The following is an 18318-nucleotide window of genomic DNA, read 5'->3' as shown; positions in this document are numbered from 1 at the left end:
ACCAATACCCAACGGATTAACGCTTACGAAAATACCAATATAACATAGATCCCAAACTCAGAATTAATAAGTTCAGACATACTTTACTTCGTTTATCTGCATGAGTTTGTGGTAAAGAGATTGCTAAATTTGATTGACACTTCGCCAACAACTGCTGAGAGGTTATCTGATGGATACTTGGGTACATTTTATGAGGTTTTATCGAGTTAATACTAGTCAAACTGTAAATATTTCGTTGGTTCACTCGGTCGATTGCTAAAGGCATAGATAATATTTCATTAGTCTTTTTTGATATTCCAACCAATGATTGGTCTAAATTAAATGCCCTTTTTACCATCTTTGATGCTCCGAATTCAACTGGTAACACCGATTCTTCTACTCTTTCAGTGGCTGGCTGTTGCTTAATTGTTTCAACCACTTCTGGCTTTGGTGTCATCGGATATGCTGCTTTTACTTCAAGTTTTACAACTTTAGATACAACTGGTTTTGGCACTTCTGTTTTATTTACATCAACCTTGGCTTGGTCTGATTCTAATGCTTCATTCCTCAAATCAACCGGTGTTTCAACTTTAACTTCCGTTTCCAGCTTACTCTCATTCGTGGTACTTTTATCAACGGTTTCAGCGACTGGTTCTTCCTTGATTGTTTCCACTACTTCTGACTTTAGTGTCTTCGGGTCTACTGTTTTTACTTCAGGTTCTTCGATTTTAGGTACAGCTGTCTTTGATGCTTCCGGGTTAAGTGCTTCTGGATTTACTTGGGTCGGTTCTGCTTTTGCGTTCTTCAAATCAACCGGTGTTTCAACTTTAACCGCTGTTTCCACCTCCGTCTCAGTCGTGGTACTTTTATCAACAGTTTCAGCGACTGGTTCTTGCTTGACTGTTTCAATTAATTCTGACTTTGGTATCTTCGAATCTACTGTTTTTACTTCAGGTTCTTCGACTTTTGGTACAGCTGTTTTTGATGCTTCCAGGTTAAGTGCTCCTGACTTTACTTGGATCGTTTCTGCTTTTGCGTTCTTCAAATCAACCGGCGTTTCAACTTTAACTGCTGTTTCCACCTCCGTCTCAGTCGCAACATTTTCTGTGCTTGGCTGATTCTTAGTTGTTTCAACGACTCCCGGCTTTGATATCTTCGGATCTACTGTTTTTACTTAAGGTTCTTCGATTTTAGTTACAGCTGTCTTTGATGCCTCTGTTTTATTTACATAAACCTTGGCTTGGTCTGATTCTGATGTTTTATTCTTCAAATCAACCGACGTTTTCTCTTTTACTGAAGTCGCTATCTTACCATCAGTTACGGTACTTTGATCAGTATGTTTTGCAACTGGTTGTTGCTTGGTTGTTTCAAGCACTACTGGCTTTGGCGTCTTCGAGTCTACTGCTTTCACTTCAGGTTCTTCGACTTTGGGTACAGCTGTTTTTGATGCTTCCGGCTTTACTTGGGTCGGTTCTGATTTTGCGTTCTTCAAATCAACCGGTGTTTCAACTTTAACTGCTGTTTCCACCTCCGTCTCAGTCGCAACATTTTCTGCACTTGACTGATTCTTAGTTGCTTCAACGACTCCCGACTTTGATGTCTTCGGATCTGCTACTTTTACTTTAGGTTCTTCGATTTTAGGTGCAGCTGTTTTTGATGCCTCTGTTTTATTTACATCAACCTTGGCTTGGTCTGATTCTGATGTTTTATTCTTCAAATCAACCGACGATTCAACTTTAACTGCCGTTTTCAGCTTACTATCATTCGTGGTACTTTTATCAACGTTTTCAGCGACTGGTTCTTGCTTGATTGTTTCAACCACTTCTGGCTTTGGTGTCTTCGAATCTGCTGCTTTTACTTTGTGCTCTTCGATTTTAGGTGCAGCTGTTTTCGATGCCTCTGTTTTATTTACATCAATCTTGGCTTGGTCTGATTCTAATGCTTCATTCTTCAAATCAACTGGTGTTTCAACTTTAACTGCTATTTCCACCTTCTTCTCATTCGTGGTACTTTTATCAACGGTTTCAGCGACTGGCTCTTGCTTGGTTGTTTCAAGCACTACTGGCTTTGGCGTCTTCGGGTCTACTACTTTTACTTTAGGTTCTTCAACTTTAAGTGTTTCTGACTTCACTTTGGTCGGTTCTGCTTTTGCATTCTTCAAATCAACCGGTGTTTCAACTTTAACTGTTGTTTCCAACTTAACATCAGTTGCGGTACTTTGATCAGTATTTTTTGCAACTGGTTTTTGTTTGGTTGTTTCAACCACTGCCTGCTTGGGCATTGCTACATCTATTACTTTCGCCTTAATTTCTTTAGCTTTTGGTACAACTGGTGTTTCGACTTTAACCGCTGTTTCCGACTTTTTACCATTCGCAGCATTTTCTGCGACTGGATGGTCCTTATTTGTTTCAACGACTACTTGCTTTGGTATCTTCGAGCGTACTGTTTTCACTTTAGGTTCTTCGACTTTAAGCGTTTCTTGTTTCGGTGCTTCCGACTTCACTTTGGTCGATTCTGATGTTTTATTCTTAAAATCAACCGGCGTTTTCTCTTTTACCGAAGTTTCTGTCTTATCCTCAGTCATATCGTTTTTATCAGTATTTTCTGCACCTGATTGTTGCTTGGTTGTTTCAACCACTGCCTGTTTGGGCGTTACTACATCTACTACTTTCACCTTAGATTCTTCAACTTTTGATACAACTGGTTTTTGGTTTTCTGGTTTGACTTTATCAAATTTTGTTTTGTCTTTTTTTTCTTTAAAAATAAACCTCGGCTTTAAACTACCCATAAAATCATAACCATCTGAATGAGTTACGTATTGCGGAACTTTTTGTACAGACACATTATAAAGATATTTTTTACCGTTCTGATCATATTTCGGTAAATTTTCAAAGATATAATGCCAGTCATTATTAGCATCAATAATTCTCGTTTGAGTCTCTTTCCCATTTTGTGTTAAATAAACGACGATCTTTTCGGGTCTTACTCTAGCTTTATTTTCCTGATCTTTCCAAGAATGCCGCCCTGTTATTTGAATTTCACCCATTAGAGCACCAATAATCTGGTCCCCCTCATAACTAGTCTGATAATCTTTCACTGACTGCTCACGTACTTGGTATTGAATCTTACGACCATGCTGATATTTTGGGATATTTTTAAATTCATAATTCCATCCACTCTTTGCATCAACCGTTTGTGTTGCAAGAACCGTGCCATCTTTAATCAACTCCACAACTATCTTTTTCGGCCGAGTTTGATCCTTATTATCATCATCACGCCACACCTTTGTTCCTTGAATCTTAGTCTGATTTGGTAATAATGTGTTTTTTAGATCATATCCTTGAACCTGTTTTTCATAATTAGCGACTGAATCTTCAATAATTTGATATTGTATTAAACGCCCTTGATCATCTAACTGCTCTAATTGATCAAACTCATAATGCCAATTTTTATAATTCGTTACCAATTTTTTACCAATGATTTGTCCATTTTTTAATAGACCCACAGCAATATTTTTGGGTCGCAAACCTTCTACATCATTATCGTCTTCCCAAATTTTATGTCCCATCACCTTGGTGAAATTTGGCTTAAAACTATTTGTGAAATTATAACCACTTTTTTGACTAATATAATGTTTAACTGGCGATGATACCACATCGTATATATACTCGCGGCCATGCGAATTATATTGTTCTAAATTATCAAACTCATAATGCCAGTGCGTAGATGCACTTATTTGCGATTTTTGGATTTTTTTACTATTTCTAAGTAATTCAATTTCAACAAAAGGCGGTCTGAATTCAGCTTGATTATTTTGATCTTGCCAAATGGATTGTCCTTGCACGTTAGTTTTACCAGTTAAGCGATAGGTCACATCAAAATCTTTAGACTGATGGATATATTTTTCTACTTCAGGGCATTCTAAGGTATATTTATATTTTTTTCCTTGCGCATCGAACTCGGGCAATCCGTTGAATCGATATTTCCATTGGTTTGTTGGACCCACTTCAGTATTTTTTAAAAACTGACCATTTTGCATCAAATTTAACTTTATCTGCACTGGACGATAATGTTTTAGATCTCTCTTATCAAACCACTTCACAACACCTTTAATAGTGGTAATTGCAGGTTTAGGCGTTCCATGAATGGTTACGGTCGCAGTTTTACCAGTCTCAATTTGAATCTCAAATATTTTTGGATTAATTAAATAATTTTCCGGAGCCTTAATTTCCTTTAGGGTATATGATCCAGGTTTAACTTGTGGTACCTCGATCTTTCCATTTTGATCTGTTTTCAAGTTGGCTTGGACTAATTTTTAATTTTGATCATATAAATTAAAAGTTGCCCCAGGAACGGCTTTTTGCTTGGTTTGATCTTTATGAATTACTTCCAAAGTGCCTGGTTCAATGTAATCACTCATCTCTTTTTGCGTAAAAGCAAAAGATAAATTAGAAGTATACTCTCCTAGAATATTTTGGTTAGCATCTTCTAATTTTGCCACATTTTTAACCACAATCGCATTGCCTTGTTGCAAAAACTTAAAGTTCCGATCTAGGCCATTAATGGAAGTTGTATAACAAATTTCATAGTCATTTTGGTTATTTATTGGAACCTTACCCCTGATGACTAATTCACGCCCTTGCAATTCTTGGATCGATATATCTTGATTTTGAACTGAACCGCGTCGTTCAAAACCACCCAGGTAAACATGATTATCTGTATCTCTATTTAATATGAGCTGCCCAGAATGAACGTTGAAACTCGCTTGATCAAAATTTACATAACGCGGCAAAGTGTCACGAATTACAAATTCATCTCCTTTTAATTTCGTATGATTAATAATAATTCGCCAAGTATGCGTCAAATTTTTAGTTTGGCGATCATAATCATAGCGCCCACTTTTAATGATTGGTGCCTGCTCATAGTTCCTTTGATTATCAAGTTCTTGTTTCACAGGTACATTACTTTGCTGATATCGTGCATCCAAAAGTTGATAACTTTTTTGATTAATTTTAAAATCAGCCCGGCCATCTTGGTTATATGTCAAATTAACTTTCAAGGTCAAACGACCTTTTAATTGATATGCGACTAAATCATTTTTAAACACAAATTTGATTTGTTTATCATGACTATTGTAATGCCCGTTGGCAATAATTCGACCTTTCATATCCATTACATCAATGTTTAAGCCCATATCACTTTCAGCCTGAAATGATTTTGGAATGCCGGAAACCATAAAATAATCATTTGCGTTAATTTTTTGACCATCTGGAATTTGCCAATCGTAAAAAACCTCCACATCTTTACTTTGACTTTCCATCACAGTCTCAATTGGCAATTCCTGACCATTCTGTTTTACCTGAATTTGAGAGTATTTAACCCCAATTTTTTTCGGTATGGTATGTTCTTGCTCCATACTACTCGCTAATACTTCCATTGGCACCATTATCACCCCTAGTACCATGACTAATACTTGAATATAAGAAAAAGTCTTTTTTATCATATTAGATCTACTCCTTTAACATTGATTGTGCCAGCTTTCTAAACTCCATTTCATTCATATAAATGAATGATTTATAATGTTAGTTGTATTGAATAACACGATTGCATTTTTTTAATTATTCCATATATTCCTCGTGGTCTTCACATGATAATATACAAATTCGTCCTTGGCAATATCGCTCTTAAATTCACAATCTAATTTTAATTTACCTTTAATTAAGTTCGCTTGAAGTCCTACTATAACTAACCAAATTAATAATACGCATAAAAAATATTTGATGGTTTTATCCATCATCCACCTTGAAAAAGCATCACAAGCTATCATTCTTTCACAAAAATTTCACAAATTATTTTAGAAAATCACATGAAAAAATACATAATGTTTTTTTGCATTTAATATTAATTTTATATCTAAAAAAAGGCTCAAGGTGAGAATGTTTCTCATCTTGAGCCTTTACATAATATTCTTATAGGACGATTTGCTTTTCAGCCAATTGTTTTTGCACTTCTGGATGTTCCATAAATTCATCGAATGTCATTTCTGCTCGATCAATTGAACCTTGATTGGACACCACCACAATGTGGTCAGCAATCGTTTGTGCGAAAGTTCGATCGTGCGAAGTAAACACTAATGATCCTTGGTACTCAACTAAACCGTCATTTAATGACGTAATTGATTCCAAATCCAAGTGGTTAGTTGGATCATCTAATATTAATACATTAGTCTTGGTTAGCATCAACTTTGACAGCATCACCCGAACTTTTTCTCCTCCAGACAAAACATCCAATGTTTTGTCTGCATCTTCACCACGGAATAACATCCGACCAAGCAAGCCACGCAAGAAAGTATTATCATTTTCTTCTTTGGAAGCATAATCCCGTAGGAAATCTAGAATCGGCATTTCAGGTTTTTCAAAATTCGCGGCCATATCCTTTGCCAGGTAATCACGAGTTGTCGTCACACCCCAAGTCACTGAACCAGTATCGGGTTCCATGCGACCAGCCATGATATCTAACATCGCCGTTGCTGCAATATCGTTTTCGGCCATAATCAATGTTTTTTCATTTGGTGATAATGTAAATGAAATATCATCCAAAATTTTAACACCATCGACTGTTTTAGAAATATTTTCAACCCGAACTAAGTCATTTCCAATCTCACGCGTAATATCAAAATGAATGTATGGATACTTACGAGATGAAGGTTGAATATCGTCCAACGTAATCTTCTCTAATTGCTTTTTTCGTGAAGTAGCTTGTTTTGACTTCGAAGCATTTGCTGAAAAGCGGGCAATGAAGTCTTGCAACTCTTTAATTTGCTCTTCTTTTTTAGAATTAGCATTCGCTTGCAAACGAGAAGCCAGTTCAGATGATTCTTTCCAAAAATCATAGTTTCCAACGAATAATTTAATCTTACCAAAATCAACATCCAAAATCATAGTTGAAACTGCGTTCAAAAAATGCCGGTCGTGGGAAACCACTAGCACGATATTTTCATAATCAGCTAAGAAGTCTTCAAGCCACGCAATCGTCTTAGTGTCCAAACCATTGGTTGGTTCGTCTAAGATTAAGATATCTGGATTTCCAAACAAAGTTTGTGCCAATAAAACCTTCACTTTTGTGGTTTCTGGTAAATCAGCCATCAAAGTATAATGCAAATCAGATGGAATCCCAATACTTTGCAGAAGTTGAAGCGCATCTGTTTCAGCATTCCAACCATTCATCTCTTCAAAGCGAGCTGATAATTCTCCAACTTCAATTCCATCTTCATCCGTGAAAGGATCATGCAAATAGATTTCATCCATCGCTTGTTTTACATCATATAATTCTTTATACCCACGCATCACGGTTTCTAAGACGGTATATTCGTCAAAAGCAAAGTGATCCTGAACCAATGATGACATCCGCTCATTAGCGCCCATTGATACATTTCCCGTCGTAGGTGCTAGCTTACCTTCAAGTACCTTAAGAAAAGTTGATTTTCCGGCTCCATTAGCCCCAATAATTCCATAAGTATTACCAGGTGTAAATTTTAAATTAACATCGTCGTAAAGTTTTTTCCCGTTAAAAGCAACGGAAATATTTGAAACTGTTAACATTTATGTTTCTCCTTTGATCTGTTTTATCAAGCAGCTAGTCTCAAGTGGACCATTACTGCGATACTTTCCAATAAATTAAATTTGATTTTCATCAACTCCAGCCTTACATCATTTCAATTGTTAAAATGACAAGTCTTATTTATTCTAACAGAAACCAGACATACGCGCTGACTTTTTATGAAATTAGTGGGCTTTAAATACACTTGAAAAATAAATCCCCGCTTCGATTAATGCAATGTAAAAACTAACTGGTAAATTTGTCCAATACGCAAATATGAGTCCTCCCCAAACACCAATTAGAGCAAATACAATTGCCATACTAAGCATTTGCCACACGGTGCGCCCCCAGCGCATCGCTGAAGAGGCTGGCAAAACAAGTAAAATAAAAATCAATAACGAGCCGACAACTTGGGCAGAAATTGCAACTGTGACCGCAATCATAAGTAAGAACGTAATTTCTAACCCTGTTTCGTGCTGAAGGCTATACTTAGCCGTTTCATAATCAAACGCAAAATGCCGAAGTGGGCGGTATAAAACTAGTAGAAGCCCTAAAATTACGAACGCCAGAAGCACAACTTGCCAAACATTTTCCGTACTAATACTGAAAATCGAACCAAACAAAATTCCCGTTGCCGAACTAGCACTTTTTTCTGACAACGATAGAAAGGCAACCCCTAAACCAATCGCCACCGCACTTACAGCGGAAATGATCGATTCTGAACGTTGTTCACTTAACCCTAACTGACCGATACTAATCGCGGAAAAAGCCGTAAATAATAACATCCCCCACAGTGGAGACCAACTCATAAATAAACCAAATGATGCTCCTGCAAACCCAATTTCACTCAGTACATGTCCAAAAAACGCCATTCGTTTGGCCACCACAAATACACCCATCATTGCCGATATAATCGCAATTAAAGTTCCCACAATCCACGCATTTTGCATAAACGTATAACTAAACATTTTGCTCCCCTTCATGCAATTTTAAGTTTTGACAAGCGCCAAAATCACTTCCGTTTGGTTTCAGTCGTAAATAATCATCAGCATAAGCACGAATAATTTCCAAGTCATGGCTAACCATGATTACACTTAAATTATGATGATCACGATAATGCTTCACAACATCCATTAATTCAAATTTAGCTGATTGATCTAAATTTGCCGTAGCTTCATCTAAAATTAAAATATCGGGATTTTTCAATAAAGCTTGTGCTAGAAAAGCTCGTTGACGTTCCCCCCTGAAGCTTGATCAATCCGTCGTTTAGCAATTTTAGCCAAATTTGTATCTTCAATAATATGCTGTAACCATGCTTTTTCATTCCGAGTTAACCACGGGCGCCAACCATGATCAAAACTCAAACCAATATATTCTTTAATATTCAAAGGAAACGCTTGCATATCAGAGCGGTATTGCGGAACATACGCAATTGACAAGTCTTTCTTGGTCCATTCAAACTGGCCTTCCGTCAACACCACTTCTTGCATCAAAGCTTTCAATAAAGTTGTTTTCCCTACTCCATTCTCACCTAATAAAGCTAAGACTTGATGTTCGTTCAAGCTGAAGTTAACCCCTCGGTATAACCAACGTCCATCCAGATTAATTCCAATCTGATTTCCCGTCAAAATTTTCATTTTTTCAATGCCTCTTCAATTTGTTCTAAAATTCCTAACTGCCATTCTAGATAATTTTTACCATCTGGCTTAGTTTCAGTTACCGATATTATTGGAACCTGGAATTGTTGTGCCTTTTTAACCGCTCGCCTCGTCACTGCATTCTCAGTCTGTGGATTATTAATGACAAAGGCGACTTGCCCTTGCGTTATCGCGTCATTCCATGCTAAAACATCCGTTGGATTAGGATCATTTCCCGCTTCGATTGCATGTGCAAAATTAGGATTTAAATCGTGAACTCCTAACCCAGCTAAGGCATTATCATAGACTGGTTCCGTGACTAAAACACTTTTCCCTTTTAATTGTTTCGTTAACTCCGCTCGCTTCTCAGCTAATGGTTGGATCGTTTTAATATACCGTTGCGCATTAGTTTGAAAATATGAACGCGAAGCTGGTTTGAGTGCACTTAACTTATCCACTAATGGATCCATCATGGCTTTAGTAACCGTTGGTTGATACCAAAAGTGCTCATTATCACCTTCATGATATCCAACGATCGTGCCAACATTTAACTTTTGAGCTTGTGTGTTCGCTTGCGCAAATTTTGTGGACCACGCATCGTAGCCTGCACCATTTGCAATAATTAATTGAGCTTGCGCATACGCCTTTGCGGTTTGGACACTGGGTTCATATTCATGGGGATCAACGGAAGCTTTATTAATAATACTTTGAACCTGTCCTTGATCACCTACGACTGCCTGTGCCATTTCACCATAAACAGCCAAACTAGTTACAATTCTAATTTTTTCTGCAGTATTAGTCTTGTGCACCCGCTGTTCATTTTGCCAAGTTCGATGAAAAATCAACCCCAAAAGTATGATTATTGTAACTACCGGAATAACCATCCAATAACGACGGTTTCTTTGCTTTGTCATCATTCTCTACTCCTCTTGTAAACATTCATCCAATGCCGTAATAAAGCGACCAATCACCTGTTGCTCACTTGACGAAAATTCTTGCATGATTTTCTCATAAACTGCTAAAGTTGCTGCATGTTGTTCGCCATGTAACTTAGCAAAAATGGCACCTTGGTGATTAACAGTAAAACGAATTAACCGCGCATCTTTTGCATCTAGTACTGGAATGACACAGTTACATTCACTCGTTTGTAATCCCTTCATCGCCTTCGTGATTGCCGCCCGACTCACTTGCAAGGCTTCTGCTAACTCTTTATTAGTTTGTGGTCCCTTCTGATTTAACAGCATTAAAATATGCCCTTGTGTTGTTGTAATATCGCTTTGTACCGTCCCAAATAAAATTTCACGTTGTTGCTCTGCCACCGTATGTAATTGATTTAATAATGTATCAATTTGAATGGCTTTATTTTCAACTTGTTGATTCATATCACAAACTCCTTAACTGGTTAATAAACTGGTTAACAATATACCTTATTTTTTAATCTTTTGTCAAATCTAGAAATTTTCTTGCCAAAAAAGACATCTCCATTAGAAGATGTCTTTTCAACCAAACATTTACTGATTTTTGTCTCACATATATAAACAGCTTAAAATAGCCATTCAAAATAGATATTTTGTCAAAATTGAACACGATTTATACAGGTCTATCTTTGCAAAACAACTTATATGAAATATAAGAACTATAATATCATCGCCAAAAGTAGCAATAGCTCTGCTATCAAATTAGTAACGCATACCCATGCACAATATTACACCAAGAGAATGAAAAACGTGTGCTCCTAACGCACTGAAATAGTGCCACAGATATATTTTTGGGAGGTGGTAACACGCCACCCCCTTTTATATTTAAGGATGTAAACATTATTTACTTACTTATCCTTGTTCCATATAGGTATGTCTAATTTAAATACCTTTTTTCGGTCTCCCAAATCTACCCATACCAATTACCAATTCATGACAGTTTCCAATTATGCAATAATCGTTAAGCCTATCGAAATCGAGGGAGTTTAATTGTAGTAGGGAATTCATTTATCGCCTGTTTTTATAACTTTTATAATGAAGTTACATTATTAATTTAACAATTAAACAAGATTCTCACGGGGATGGTTGTGAAGCATAAGGAAACCCATTGCTAAACAATTAACCGAATATCAAAATCACAAAAATTAACAAAATGTTTAATAAATCCATAAAATATATCACCCACTAGTTGCTAATATATATTCTTTATTTATAATAAATCTAAAAGTTTTTAGGGAGATACTATGGCACTAATATATTTACGTAAGGCTAAGGACGTTAACTTAAAACGAATAATGGACATTATCAAAGATGCACAAGCATCTTTAAAATCAGAAAACGTTCCTCAATGGCAAGATGGTTACCCAGATAAAAATAATATTTTACTGGATATTAAAAATAATAATTTGTACGAAATTATGTTCAATAATAATATTGCTGGCATCATTGCCATTCAATATACTAATGAACCAAATTATGATTCATTAACGGGTGGTAACTGGGAAAATGACGATGATTACGCTACAATTCATCGGCTGGCCATAGATTCAAAATATGCGGGTAATAATCTAGGTGTTATTTCATTCTATAATGCTATTACCCTTATTAAAAATAATAACTATAAATCAGTACGAATTGATACACATAAACAAAACAAACGAGTACAATATTTGCTTAAAAAAATTGGATTTAATCATCGGGGAACCATTCACATAAATGATCCTCATGGAGATTTAGATACAAATGCGTATGAACTAACAATAAAATAAAAATCGTTATAAATCAGCAATTAAGTTGAATATATAACGGCTTTAGTTTTAAAATAATAAATTTAAAATTTTATTTAGCAATCCGCTTTCTATGATTACGAATAATCCTATACCAATGTAAATAATTCTAGTAATAATATCTCCAAACTTATCAAAGATAACTGTTACAACTCTTATGTTACTTATACGATGGGCTAATATACCTGTCATTATTGCTAAAACAATAAAGTACAATCCATAAATAACGCTTTGATTAATTGATAATGTTGATAAAACAGGGACATACAGTGCTAAATTATCCGCACTACATGAAGTTAAGTACACAATAGCCACAGTGAAAATAGACATAGTTAATTTAGTATTTTTAGCCTCCTCATCTCCACCCCGTATTCCATACCAAATAGGTACTAAACCTAAAATACCAATCACCCACATAGGTAGTAAAATTTGAATAAATTGACCCATGGTTGCACTTATTAAATACATACCTATAACACCAAATACATATCCAATAATAGTATTTTTAAATCCATGTTTTTTAAATAATGGTATAAGTAATATAAAGAAATCTAAATTAGCTCCAATAAATAAGCTAGTCATCAATGTAATATACATATAAACACCTTTCTTTTTATAACCATTTGGTTTTATAACCATTTGGTTATATAACGTTTTGATTATATAATATGTATATTCATTATTCAAGGAGTGCACAAATGACAGAAAACATCGAATTAATTAACGAAACACAAAAGATACTAAAAGTCTTAAGTAACTCTACCCGTTTAAATATTCTACTGTTGCTTGAGCATAATTCTCTATCTGTTAATGAATTAGTTCAAAAATTAAAGGTGTCTCAACCAGCAATATCAAAGCAACTAAATATATTAAAAAAATTCCAAATTGTAACCTTTAAACAACAAGGTACTACAAACTTTTACAAGTTAGATGATTTACATATCCTTACTGTTATTAAATCGACAATGGATCATGCACAACATATTCTAAATAATCAAAAGTGTGACAATAACTAACTCTCCGTACCGTTGATTAAGAGAAACGATGTAGTATTGTCGTTTTATTAATTTTTCTCAAAAAATAACTTTTGAATACTCATATTTTATCTATATGAGTCTCATCATATAAATAATATTATTCAAATTCATCCCCTATCAAAGCAAATAAAATAGGGCGTAAAAATATTTACATCCTGAATATTATTGAAAAATAACCCATGAATATACTAAAACAGAACACTTAAATACTACACTATATACACAGGGTATCATTTATGGCATTCTCAACAAATTTATACGACTATTTTGGCGGACGTTTAGCAATTGAATTTAAATTATGCAACATGATATAAGATAGTAACTTTAAAACACCAGAGGCTCCTATGATGGAATTACGGACAAATTGTTCGATATAATACATCATAAAGGAGCTTTTTATTATGGTTATCAAATATTCAAATGACTTTAAAGAATCGATCGTAAGCTTGCATAAAGTTGGTCGTTCAGCTAATTCATTAGCAAAAGAATACAACGTTAGTGTTTCAACGGTTTCTAAATGGGTTAATCAAGCCGATCCTAACAATACGAAAGTATTGTCAGCAAATGAAAAGGCATTGATTAAAGAAAATAAACAACTAAAAGAAGAACTTGATATTTTAAAACGAGCAGCGGTGCTTATGGCGAAAAATTGATCATCAAAGGACGTATTCCTACCTTAAAAATTATTAATGACAATCTACAGGTTGGGCACCGCATTACTAAAATTTTGAACGTCCTCAGAATTCCACGATCGACTTATTATGGCTATATACATTGGAAGCCTGGTAAAACCCTTCTTCGTCGCAATTTCATTAAGCAAAAGGTATTAGATGCATGGTTAAAATATCCTATGTATGGATACCCGCGATTAACAATTTTATTAAATCGTCAGTTAAAAATTAAAATTAGCCAGCGTATGGTTTATAAACAGATGTACGCTTTAAAAATTAGGTCTAGGATGACTAAACGAATTAATAAGCCTAAAACACATACTGAATATGATCAACGACCAAATCTAATTAAAGGATTACCTGATCAATCCAATATTCTTTTAACAGATATTACGTATATTCCCGTTAAAAATACTTGGGTTTATCTAGCTAGTATGTACAATCCCGTAACCCGGCGGGTTATTTCTTATAAAGTTGGAAGTCATATGACTAAGGAATTAGCAACCGACGTCATTAATCAAGTCGCAGTAAAGTCTGTTAAACCAAGCATTATTCATAGCGATATGGGGAGTCAGTATACAAGCGATTTATTTGAAAGTACTTTAACTCGTTTTGGGATTAAGCATTCTTATTCTCGTAAAGGACAACCTGGTGATAACGCAAGAATTGAGAGCTTTCACTCAATTTTGAAGCGTGAATACATTAATTTTCAAGAATTTAAGACAATTCATGAAGCAATAGCTGGCATTGATAGCTATATTCGCTGGTATAACAGTGATCGAATTTCCCTTGTAGCGTAGCTACAAATAAATCATATTAATATCCCGTTTAAAACGATAAGTATAGACGGGTTGTTTAGAATGGCATGGAAACATTAAAGGATGCACTTTTTTAGATAAATCACATACTTTACCAGTACGTTAAATAATTAAAACGTTTTTCAAAATTTATTCGTATTTTTATGTCCGAATTATTGACATAGGAGCCAATGCCTAATCACATCAATAAGGTACGTCCAAAGTATACTCAACGTTATAAGCAAACTGGTAGAGATGTCCGAAACCATCACGATCTACTAGATATTACTGTACAAATTAATGTGATAGCAGCCAAACAAAAGCACAATACAACGGTCTAAGTTAGTCTTAGGTCGTTTTTATTATGACAAATAAAAATCGCTTCAACAATTAAGTCAAAGCGAACACGCCAACGGGCAAATCTTTAATTTTTAAACACAATGTTAATCAAAAAGTACTAAAATAAGCGCATACTAGGTAATAGCTATTACAAGTTAAATACTTGGTGTATATGTGCTTTGGATAACTATCAGCACCTATCTATTATTAGGTTAAACCCAAACATTTACTGATTCTTCCCCGTTTTTAAAATACTACGGAGAATCGTTTTAGTATACTCGACAGATCCAGTCGGGTTTGGGTGTACTTGATCGCGCCCAAGCCACTCCATGTGTTGTTTTGCAGTTACGTCCCAATTCACGATTTTTAAATTCGAATGCCGTGAAGCTACCTGCAATAAATTTTGATTATTTCCAGCTACCCAATTACGTTCAGCAAAGTCGTTCACCCAATAAACGGTTCGATGCTTTCCCACTATTTCCATCACCTGCTTGATCTGATCTTTTGAAACGGTCCCATTCGTTCCACTAGTAATCAGAACTTGATCTGCTAAATTATTTTGCTCCTTTAAAGTTTTAATGATATTAATAACGTCTGTTACTTGTCGGCCAATTTGTGCATCGACTGTCATCTGTGGCATCACTTTTTGCAAATTAGGCCCGGCATTCAAGAGTAAAGAATCACCTACGGCTGAAATTGGCAGATTTTGTAATTTTTGATACTGTTGCTCATTAATAGCGTATTGATCCAATAATGCTGGTTCAACCTTAACCGGCCGATTGGCTTGTTTTTCAGCTTGCTGCGCTTTTCGATTAGCCTGTTTTAGTTGTTGTTGATTTTTAGTTAATCGATGCTCTAATTTTGTCTTGGGTGGCTGTTGTCCCGTCTGTGGTAACATCAACGCATGTGTACCACTAACTATTAAAAAGAGCAGCCCCGCGGCATAGATTTGCGGTCCGCCGTTGGTTGGTATGTTATGCCAGAAACGGCTACTTTTAAAAACCTTTTCAATATAACGATAACTAATTTCTGCCAGGACTAAAACCCATACGAGTTCAATTACAATATCAACCAATTGAACTGGTCGGTGAATCCAATGACTATAAAGTACAAAAACCGGTAACTGATATAAATAAATACTATACGAGCGCGTTCCAAGATAACGTAAGAAACTTTGATTCAAAATTTTACTAAAAGCCGAAGCCGGATGCGCCGTAATTGCAACCAAAACCACCATTATAAGTGTGATCAAAAACATGCCACCATAGTAGGTGAAGGCCCACTGCCCGTTTAGAGTAAAGATCGCCAGCGCCACGATAAGCAATCCCACCCATCCGATAAGATCAAGGCTACGTTTAACAGTTGGTTTAATTACCAACTTAAAACGATTAGAAGGCCAAACAAATGCTAAAGCCGTGCCCAATAGCACTGCAAACATACGTGTATCCGTACCATAATAAACCCGATTGAGGTTAGTAGAGCTGTAAAGGATTGCCATCAAGATAGCTGAGATTGCAGCACCCAGCATTAATCCTCCACCAATTTTACGTCGCGAAAATTTCAACTTCATTAAAATCAAAACAATAATTGGCCAAAGTAGATAAAACTGCCCTTCAATTGATAACGACCAAAGGTGAGTAAACGGCGAGGGATGATTCCATTGATCAAAATATGATCCGCCATGCTTAATAGCCCAAAAATTATATATATAAATTAAATTAGTACTGATGATCGCTCTTAAATTATATAATAGCGGTTTGAAATACCAAAAGATGACCACAGACGTCAATAACAACATCGTAAACAATGCAGGCATTAGTCGTTTTAATCGTCGCACCCAAAAGGATATAACCTTAATATGACCAGTTTGTTCATATTCTTGGATCAATAAATCTGTAATTAAATAACCCGATAGAATAAAGAAAAGCGGAACTCCTAACCAACCACCCACAATTCGATCCGGCCATAGATGAAAACCAATCACGCCCAGTACTGCTAGCGCTCTTAACCCATCAAACCCAGTTATATATCGGCGCTTTGGCGCTTTTTGTTGTTCCATCTATACACCTCTAGACCAACGCTACTTAACTTTCTTATAAAATAAAACCGGAACAAAAAAGTTCCAGTTCTAGTTACGATTGCTTACTTATCATCCTCAATTACTTCAGAGGTAGAATCATCCTTTGTATCTAAATCGTCAGCTTGTGCCTTTTTCAAACCTAGATAGAAATTAGTCATTGTTAATTCATAATATGGTATCACCCAAAAAGTAGCTAACCCACTAGTCAAAGCCACTAAGATCCACCATGGAATAAATGTAATTTGAAGTAAAAAGTATTCCCATTTATGACCATCCATTAAGACTCGTGAACGGGTGATATATTCATTAATGGATTCAATTGCGACGCCCCGCTTCACATCTTCTGCATAAATAAATTCAGCCTGTGAATAAGAAATATTTTTAATAATTCCAGGAACTACCAATAAACATGACCATAACAATGTGTACAGGAAGCGAATGGCCATCAAGACGACTGAATCAATCACCGTTTCACGTTTAAAGAAACGAAAGCTCAACAATCCGGTTTGTTTGAACTCCATTTTATCGCGACTCCACTCCACCATTGTCCACATCACACCTAGTGAGATGACACCAATGATGATCGCCTCAATTAATCCCGCCCAAAGGGTCCGGCTCAAAGCAAACAAAACGGACGATGGCTTAACAACCGTCACTCCTTCTTGAATACTATCGCCATATGATAATAACAATGTAAAAATTTGCCATGCGATCAAAGGCCAGGTTAAAACTACCAAAAATCGCCAATTATTTCTTAATTTTTGCCATGCTTCTTTTTTTAATGTGGTTATTCCCATCATTTATTTTTTCTCCTCAAAATATCCATTCAAATACTACCTATATTGTATAGTTAATTGTAGCACAGTTGATCAATATTCTCATAAATAGCTTTAAATCAGCATTTAAAATCAATCAACATTATCATCAAACCAAATTGTCTAACCCTATTTTTACTTCCATTAAACTATATCATTCATATTGACTTACTAGCCCGATTATCATATACCCCATTGATGAATCCAAACTTCAGCCATCAATTCAATTTATACATCCCCCCAATCTCATCTTTTAATTAAACGATGGCTCTAGCATCTGTAAATAAATTAATTAAATTTATTTTTATTTTCTAATATTTTCGTTTCTAAATCAAGCTACTTCATTATCAAAAAAGATCTTACCGTCTTAAAACAAATAGTAACTAAACACGTCAACATCCATACACGGCACCATTTAATTCTCGAAAAGCCCTCGTTCAATTAATTGAATAAAAATAAATATTAATTTTCGGGGCTCAGTTTATATACCTAAATTAGGGTTATTAAAAAACTATATTTATGCCATTAAAACTAAAATCAGTATTCCTGATATATAAAAAAAGAGATTAGGATTCCTCCTAACCTCTAACAAGATTCAAA

General features: G+C 35.4%; 16 protein-coding genes and 1 pseudogene. 4 read left to right on the top strand and 13 right to left on the bottom strand.

The window, feature by feature from the left end; translation table 11 throughout:
- Positions 1-16: 16 nt before the first annotated feature.
- The 9 genes and pseudogenes from G7084_RS01205 to G7084_RS01170 form a co-directional block, all read right to left on the bottom strand.
- On the bottom strand, positions 17-1060 hold the full coding sequence (locus G7084_RS01205) for a hypothetical protein (protein ID WP_166009284.1): 1044 nt from the start codon (positions 1058-1060) through the stop codon (positions 17-19).
- 93 nt (positions 1061-1153) lie between these two features.
- Positions 1154-4276 carry a Cna B-type domain-containing protein gene (locus G7084_RS01200; RefSeq protein ID WP_166009282.1) on the bottom strand — a complete coding sequence of 1041 codons (3123 nt, stop codon included), beginning with the start codon at positions 4274-4276 and terminating at the stop codon, positions 1154-1156.
- An 18-nt stretch (positions 4277-4294) separates the two neighbouring features.
- A complete protein-coding gene (locus tag G7084_RS01195; protein WP_166009280.1) occupies positions 4295-5482 on the bottom strand; it encodes an Ig-like domain-containing protein in 1188 nt (395 codons plus the stop codon).
- A gap of 466 nt (positions 5483-5948) precedes the next feature.
- Entirely contained in the window at positions 5949-7580 is a 1632-nt protein-coding gene (locus tag G7084_RS01190; protein ID WP_166009278.1) for an ABC-F family ATP-binding cassette domain-containing protein, read from the bottom strand.
- Between the two features lie 183 nt (positions 7581-7763).
- Positions 7764-8546 (bottom strand): metal ABC transporter permease, encoded by a 783-nt coding sequence (locus G7084_RS01185; protein WP_166009276.1) that lies wholly within the window; start codon positions 8544-8546, stop codon positions 7764-7766.
- Positions 8539-8784, bottom strand: a complete 246-nt coding sequence (locus G7084_RS08175) for a P-loop NTPase family protein (protein WP_246163903.1) — start codon at positions 8782-8784, stop codon at positions 8539-8541. The genes G7084_RS01185 and G7084_RS08175 overlap by 8 nt, the downstream gene beginning before the upstream one ends.
- A gap of 18 nt (positions 8785-8802) precedes the next feature.
- Positions 8803-9215, bottom strand: a pseudogene (locus G7084_RS08170) (ATP-binding cassette domain-containing protein); the annotation flags it as partial.
- On the bottom strand, positions 9212-10129 hold the full coding sequence (locus G7084_RS01175; RefSeq protein ID WP_166009274.1) for a metal ABC transporter solute-binding protein, Zn/Mn family: 918 nt from the start codon (positions 10127-10129) through the stop codon (positions 9212-9214). The pseudogene G7084_RS08170 and the gene G7084_RS01175, both read right to left, overlap by 4 nt.
- A gap of 6 nt (positions 10130-10135) precedes the next feature.
- Positions 10136-10597 (bottom strand): MarR family winged helix-turn-helix transcriptional regulator, encoded by a 462-nt coding sequence (locus G7084_RS01170; protein WP_166009272.1) that lies wholly within the window; start codon positions 10595-10597, stop codon positions 10136-10138.
- Between the two features lie 839 nt (positions 10598-11436).
- Between G7084_RS01170 and G7084_RS01165 the strand changes: the two genes are divergently transcribed.
- Entirely contained in the window at positions 11437-11961 is a 525-nt protein-coding gene (locus G7084_RS01165; RefSeq protein WP_166009270.1) for a GNAT family N-acetyltransferase, read from the top strand.
- Between the two features lie 48 nt (positions 11962-12009).
- Here the strand turns inward: G7084_RS01165 and G7084_RS01160 are convergent, their stop codons facing one another.
- Positions 12010-12618, bottom strand: coding sequence for a cadmium resistance transporter (locus G7084_RS01160; RefSeq protein ID WP_246163831.1), 609 nt, complete (start codon positions 12616-12618; stop codon positions 12010-12012).
- A 59-nt stretch (positions 12619-12677) separates the two neighbouring features.
- On the opposite strand from G7084_RS01160, the gene G7084_RS01155 reads away from it, so the two are divergent.
- Positions 12678-12995, top strand: a complete 318-nt coding sequence (locus G7084_RS01155) for an ArsR/SmtB family transcription factor (RefSeq protein WP_166009268.1) — start codon at positions 12678-12680, stop codon at positions 12993-12995.
- A gap of 283 nt (positions 12996-13278) precedes the next feature.
- On the opposite strand, the gene G7084_RS08330 is transcribed toward G7084_RS01155, so the two are convergent.
- Complete coding sequence (locus tag G7084_RS08330) at positions 13279-13401, bottom strand: hypothetical protein (RefSeq protein WP_281346936.1); 123 nt, start codon at positions 13399-13401, stop codon at positions 13279-13281.
- A 16-nt stretch (positions 13402-13417) separates the two neighbouring features.
- Here G7084_RS08330 and G7084_RS01150 point away from each other — a divergent pair.
- Both G7084_RS01150 and G7084_RS01145 read left to right on the top strand, forming a co-directional pair.
- Positions 13418-14487, top strand: a protein-coding gene (locus tag G7084_RS01150) for an IS3 family transposase (protein WP_166009266.1) whose coding sequence is annotated in 2 segments (ribosomal slippage) — positions 13418-13634 and positions 13634-14487 — 1071 coding nt in all. Because the reading frame shifts where the segments join, the coding sequence is not laid out codon by codon here.
- Positions 14488-14675: 188 nt separating this feature from the next.
- On the top strand, positions 14676-14825 hold the full coding sequence (locus tag G7084_RS01145; protein ID WP_166009264.1) for a hypothetical protein: 150 nt from the start codon (positions 14676-14678) through the stop codon (positions 14823-14825).
- Positions 14826-15049: 224 nt separating this feature from the next.
- On the opposite strand, the gene G7084_RS01140 is transcribed toward G7084_RS01145, so the two are convergent.
- The gene (locus G7084_RS01140) at positions 15050-16882 is read right to left on the bottom strand and encodes an acyltransferase family protein (protein WP_166009262.1); all 1833 of its coding nucleotides are present in this window, start codon (positions 16880-16882) and stop codon (positions 15050-15052) included.
- 83 nt (positions 16883-16965) lie between these two features.
- On the bottom strand, positions 16966-17703 hold the full coding sequence (locus tag G7084_RS01135) for a DUF975 family protein (protein ID WP_246163829.1): 738 nt from the start codon (positions 17701-17703) through the stop codon (positions 16966-16968).
- Positions 17704-18318: the final 615 nt, after the last annotated feature.

The sequence above is a fragment of the Weissella coleopterorum genome, assembly GCF_011304355.1.
Taxonomy (GTDB): domain Bacteria; phylum Bacillota; class Bacilli; order Lactobacillales; family Lactobacillaceae; genus Weissella; species Weissella coleopterorum.
Note: the sequence above shows the minus strand (reverse complement) of the source record. Positions and strands in the feature narration are given on the sequence as shown.

Excerpts from the sequence above, each read along its gene's own strand:
- G7084_RS01195 (WP_166009280.1), bottom strand. The coding sequence starts at position 5,482 with ATGATAAAAAAGACTTTTTCTTATATTCAAGTATTAGTCATGGTACTA.
- G7084_RS01190 (WP_166009278.1), bottom strand. The coding sequence starts at position 7,580 with ATGTTAACAGTTTCAAATATTTCCGTTGCTTTTAACGGGAAAAAACTT.
- G7084_RS01185 (WP_166009276.1), bottom strand. The coding sequence starts at position 8,546 with ATGTTTAGTTATACGTTTATGCAAAATGCGTGGATTGTGGGAACTTTA.
- G7084_RS01175 (WP_166009274.1), bottom strand. The coding sequence starts at position 10,129 with ATGACAAAGCAAAGAAACCGTCGTTATTGGATGGTTATTCCGGTAGTT.
- G7084_RS01170 (WP_166009272.1), bottom strand. The coding sequence starts at position 10,597 with ATGAATCAACAAGTTGAAAATAAAGCCATTCAAATTGATACATTATTA.
- G7084_RS01165 (WP_166009270.1), top strand. The coding sequence starts at position 11,437 with ATGGCACTAATATATTTACGTAAGGCTAAGGACGTTAACTTAAAACGA.
- G7084_RS01160 (WP_246163831.1), bottom strand. The coding sequence starts at position 12,618 with ATGGTTATAAAACCAAATGGTTATAAAAAGAAAGGTGTTTATATGTAT.
- G7084_RS01155 (WP_166009268.1), top strand. The coding sequence starts at position 12,678 with ATGACAGAAAACATCGAATTAATTAACGAAACACAAAAGATACTAAAA.
- G7084_RS08330 (WP_281346936.1), bottom strand. The coding sequence starts at position 13,401 with ATGATGTATTATATCGAACAATTTGTCCGTAATTCCATCATAGGAGCC.
- G7084_RS01145 (WP_166009264.1), top strand. The coding sequence starts at position 14,676 with ATGCCTAATCACATCAATAAGGTACGTCCAAAGTATACTCAACGTTAT.
- G7084_RS01140 (WP_166009262.1), bottom strand. The coding sequence starts at position 16,882 with ATGGAACAACAAAAAGCGCCAAAGCGCCGATATATAACTGGGTTTGAT.
- G7084_RS01135 (WP_246163829.1), bottom strand. The coding sequence starts at position 17,703 with ATGATGGGAATAACCACATTAAAAAAAGAAGCATGGCAAAAATTAAGA.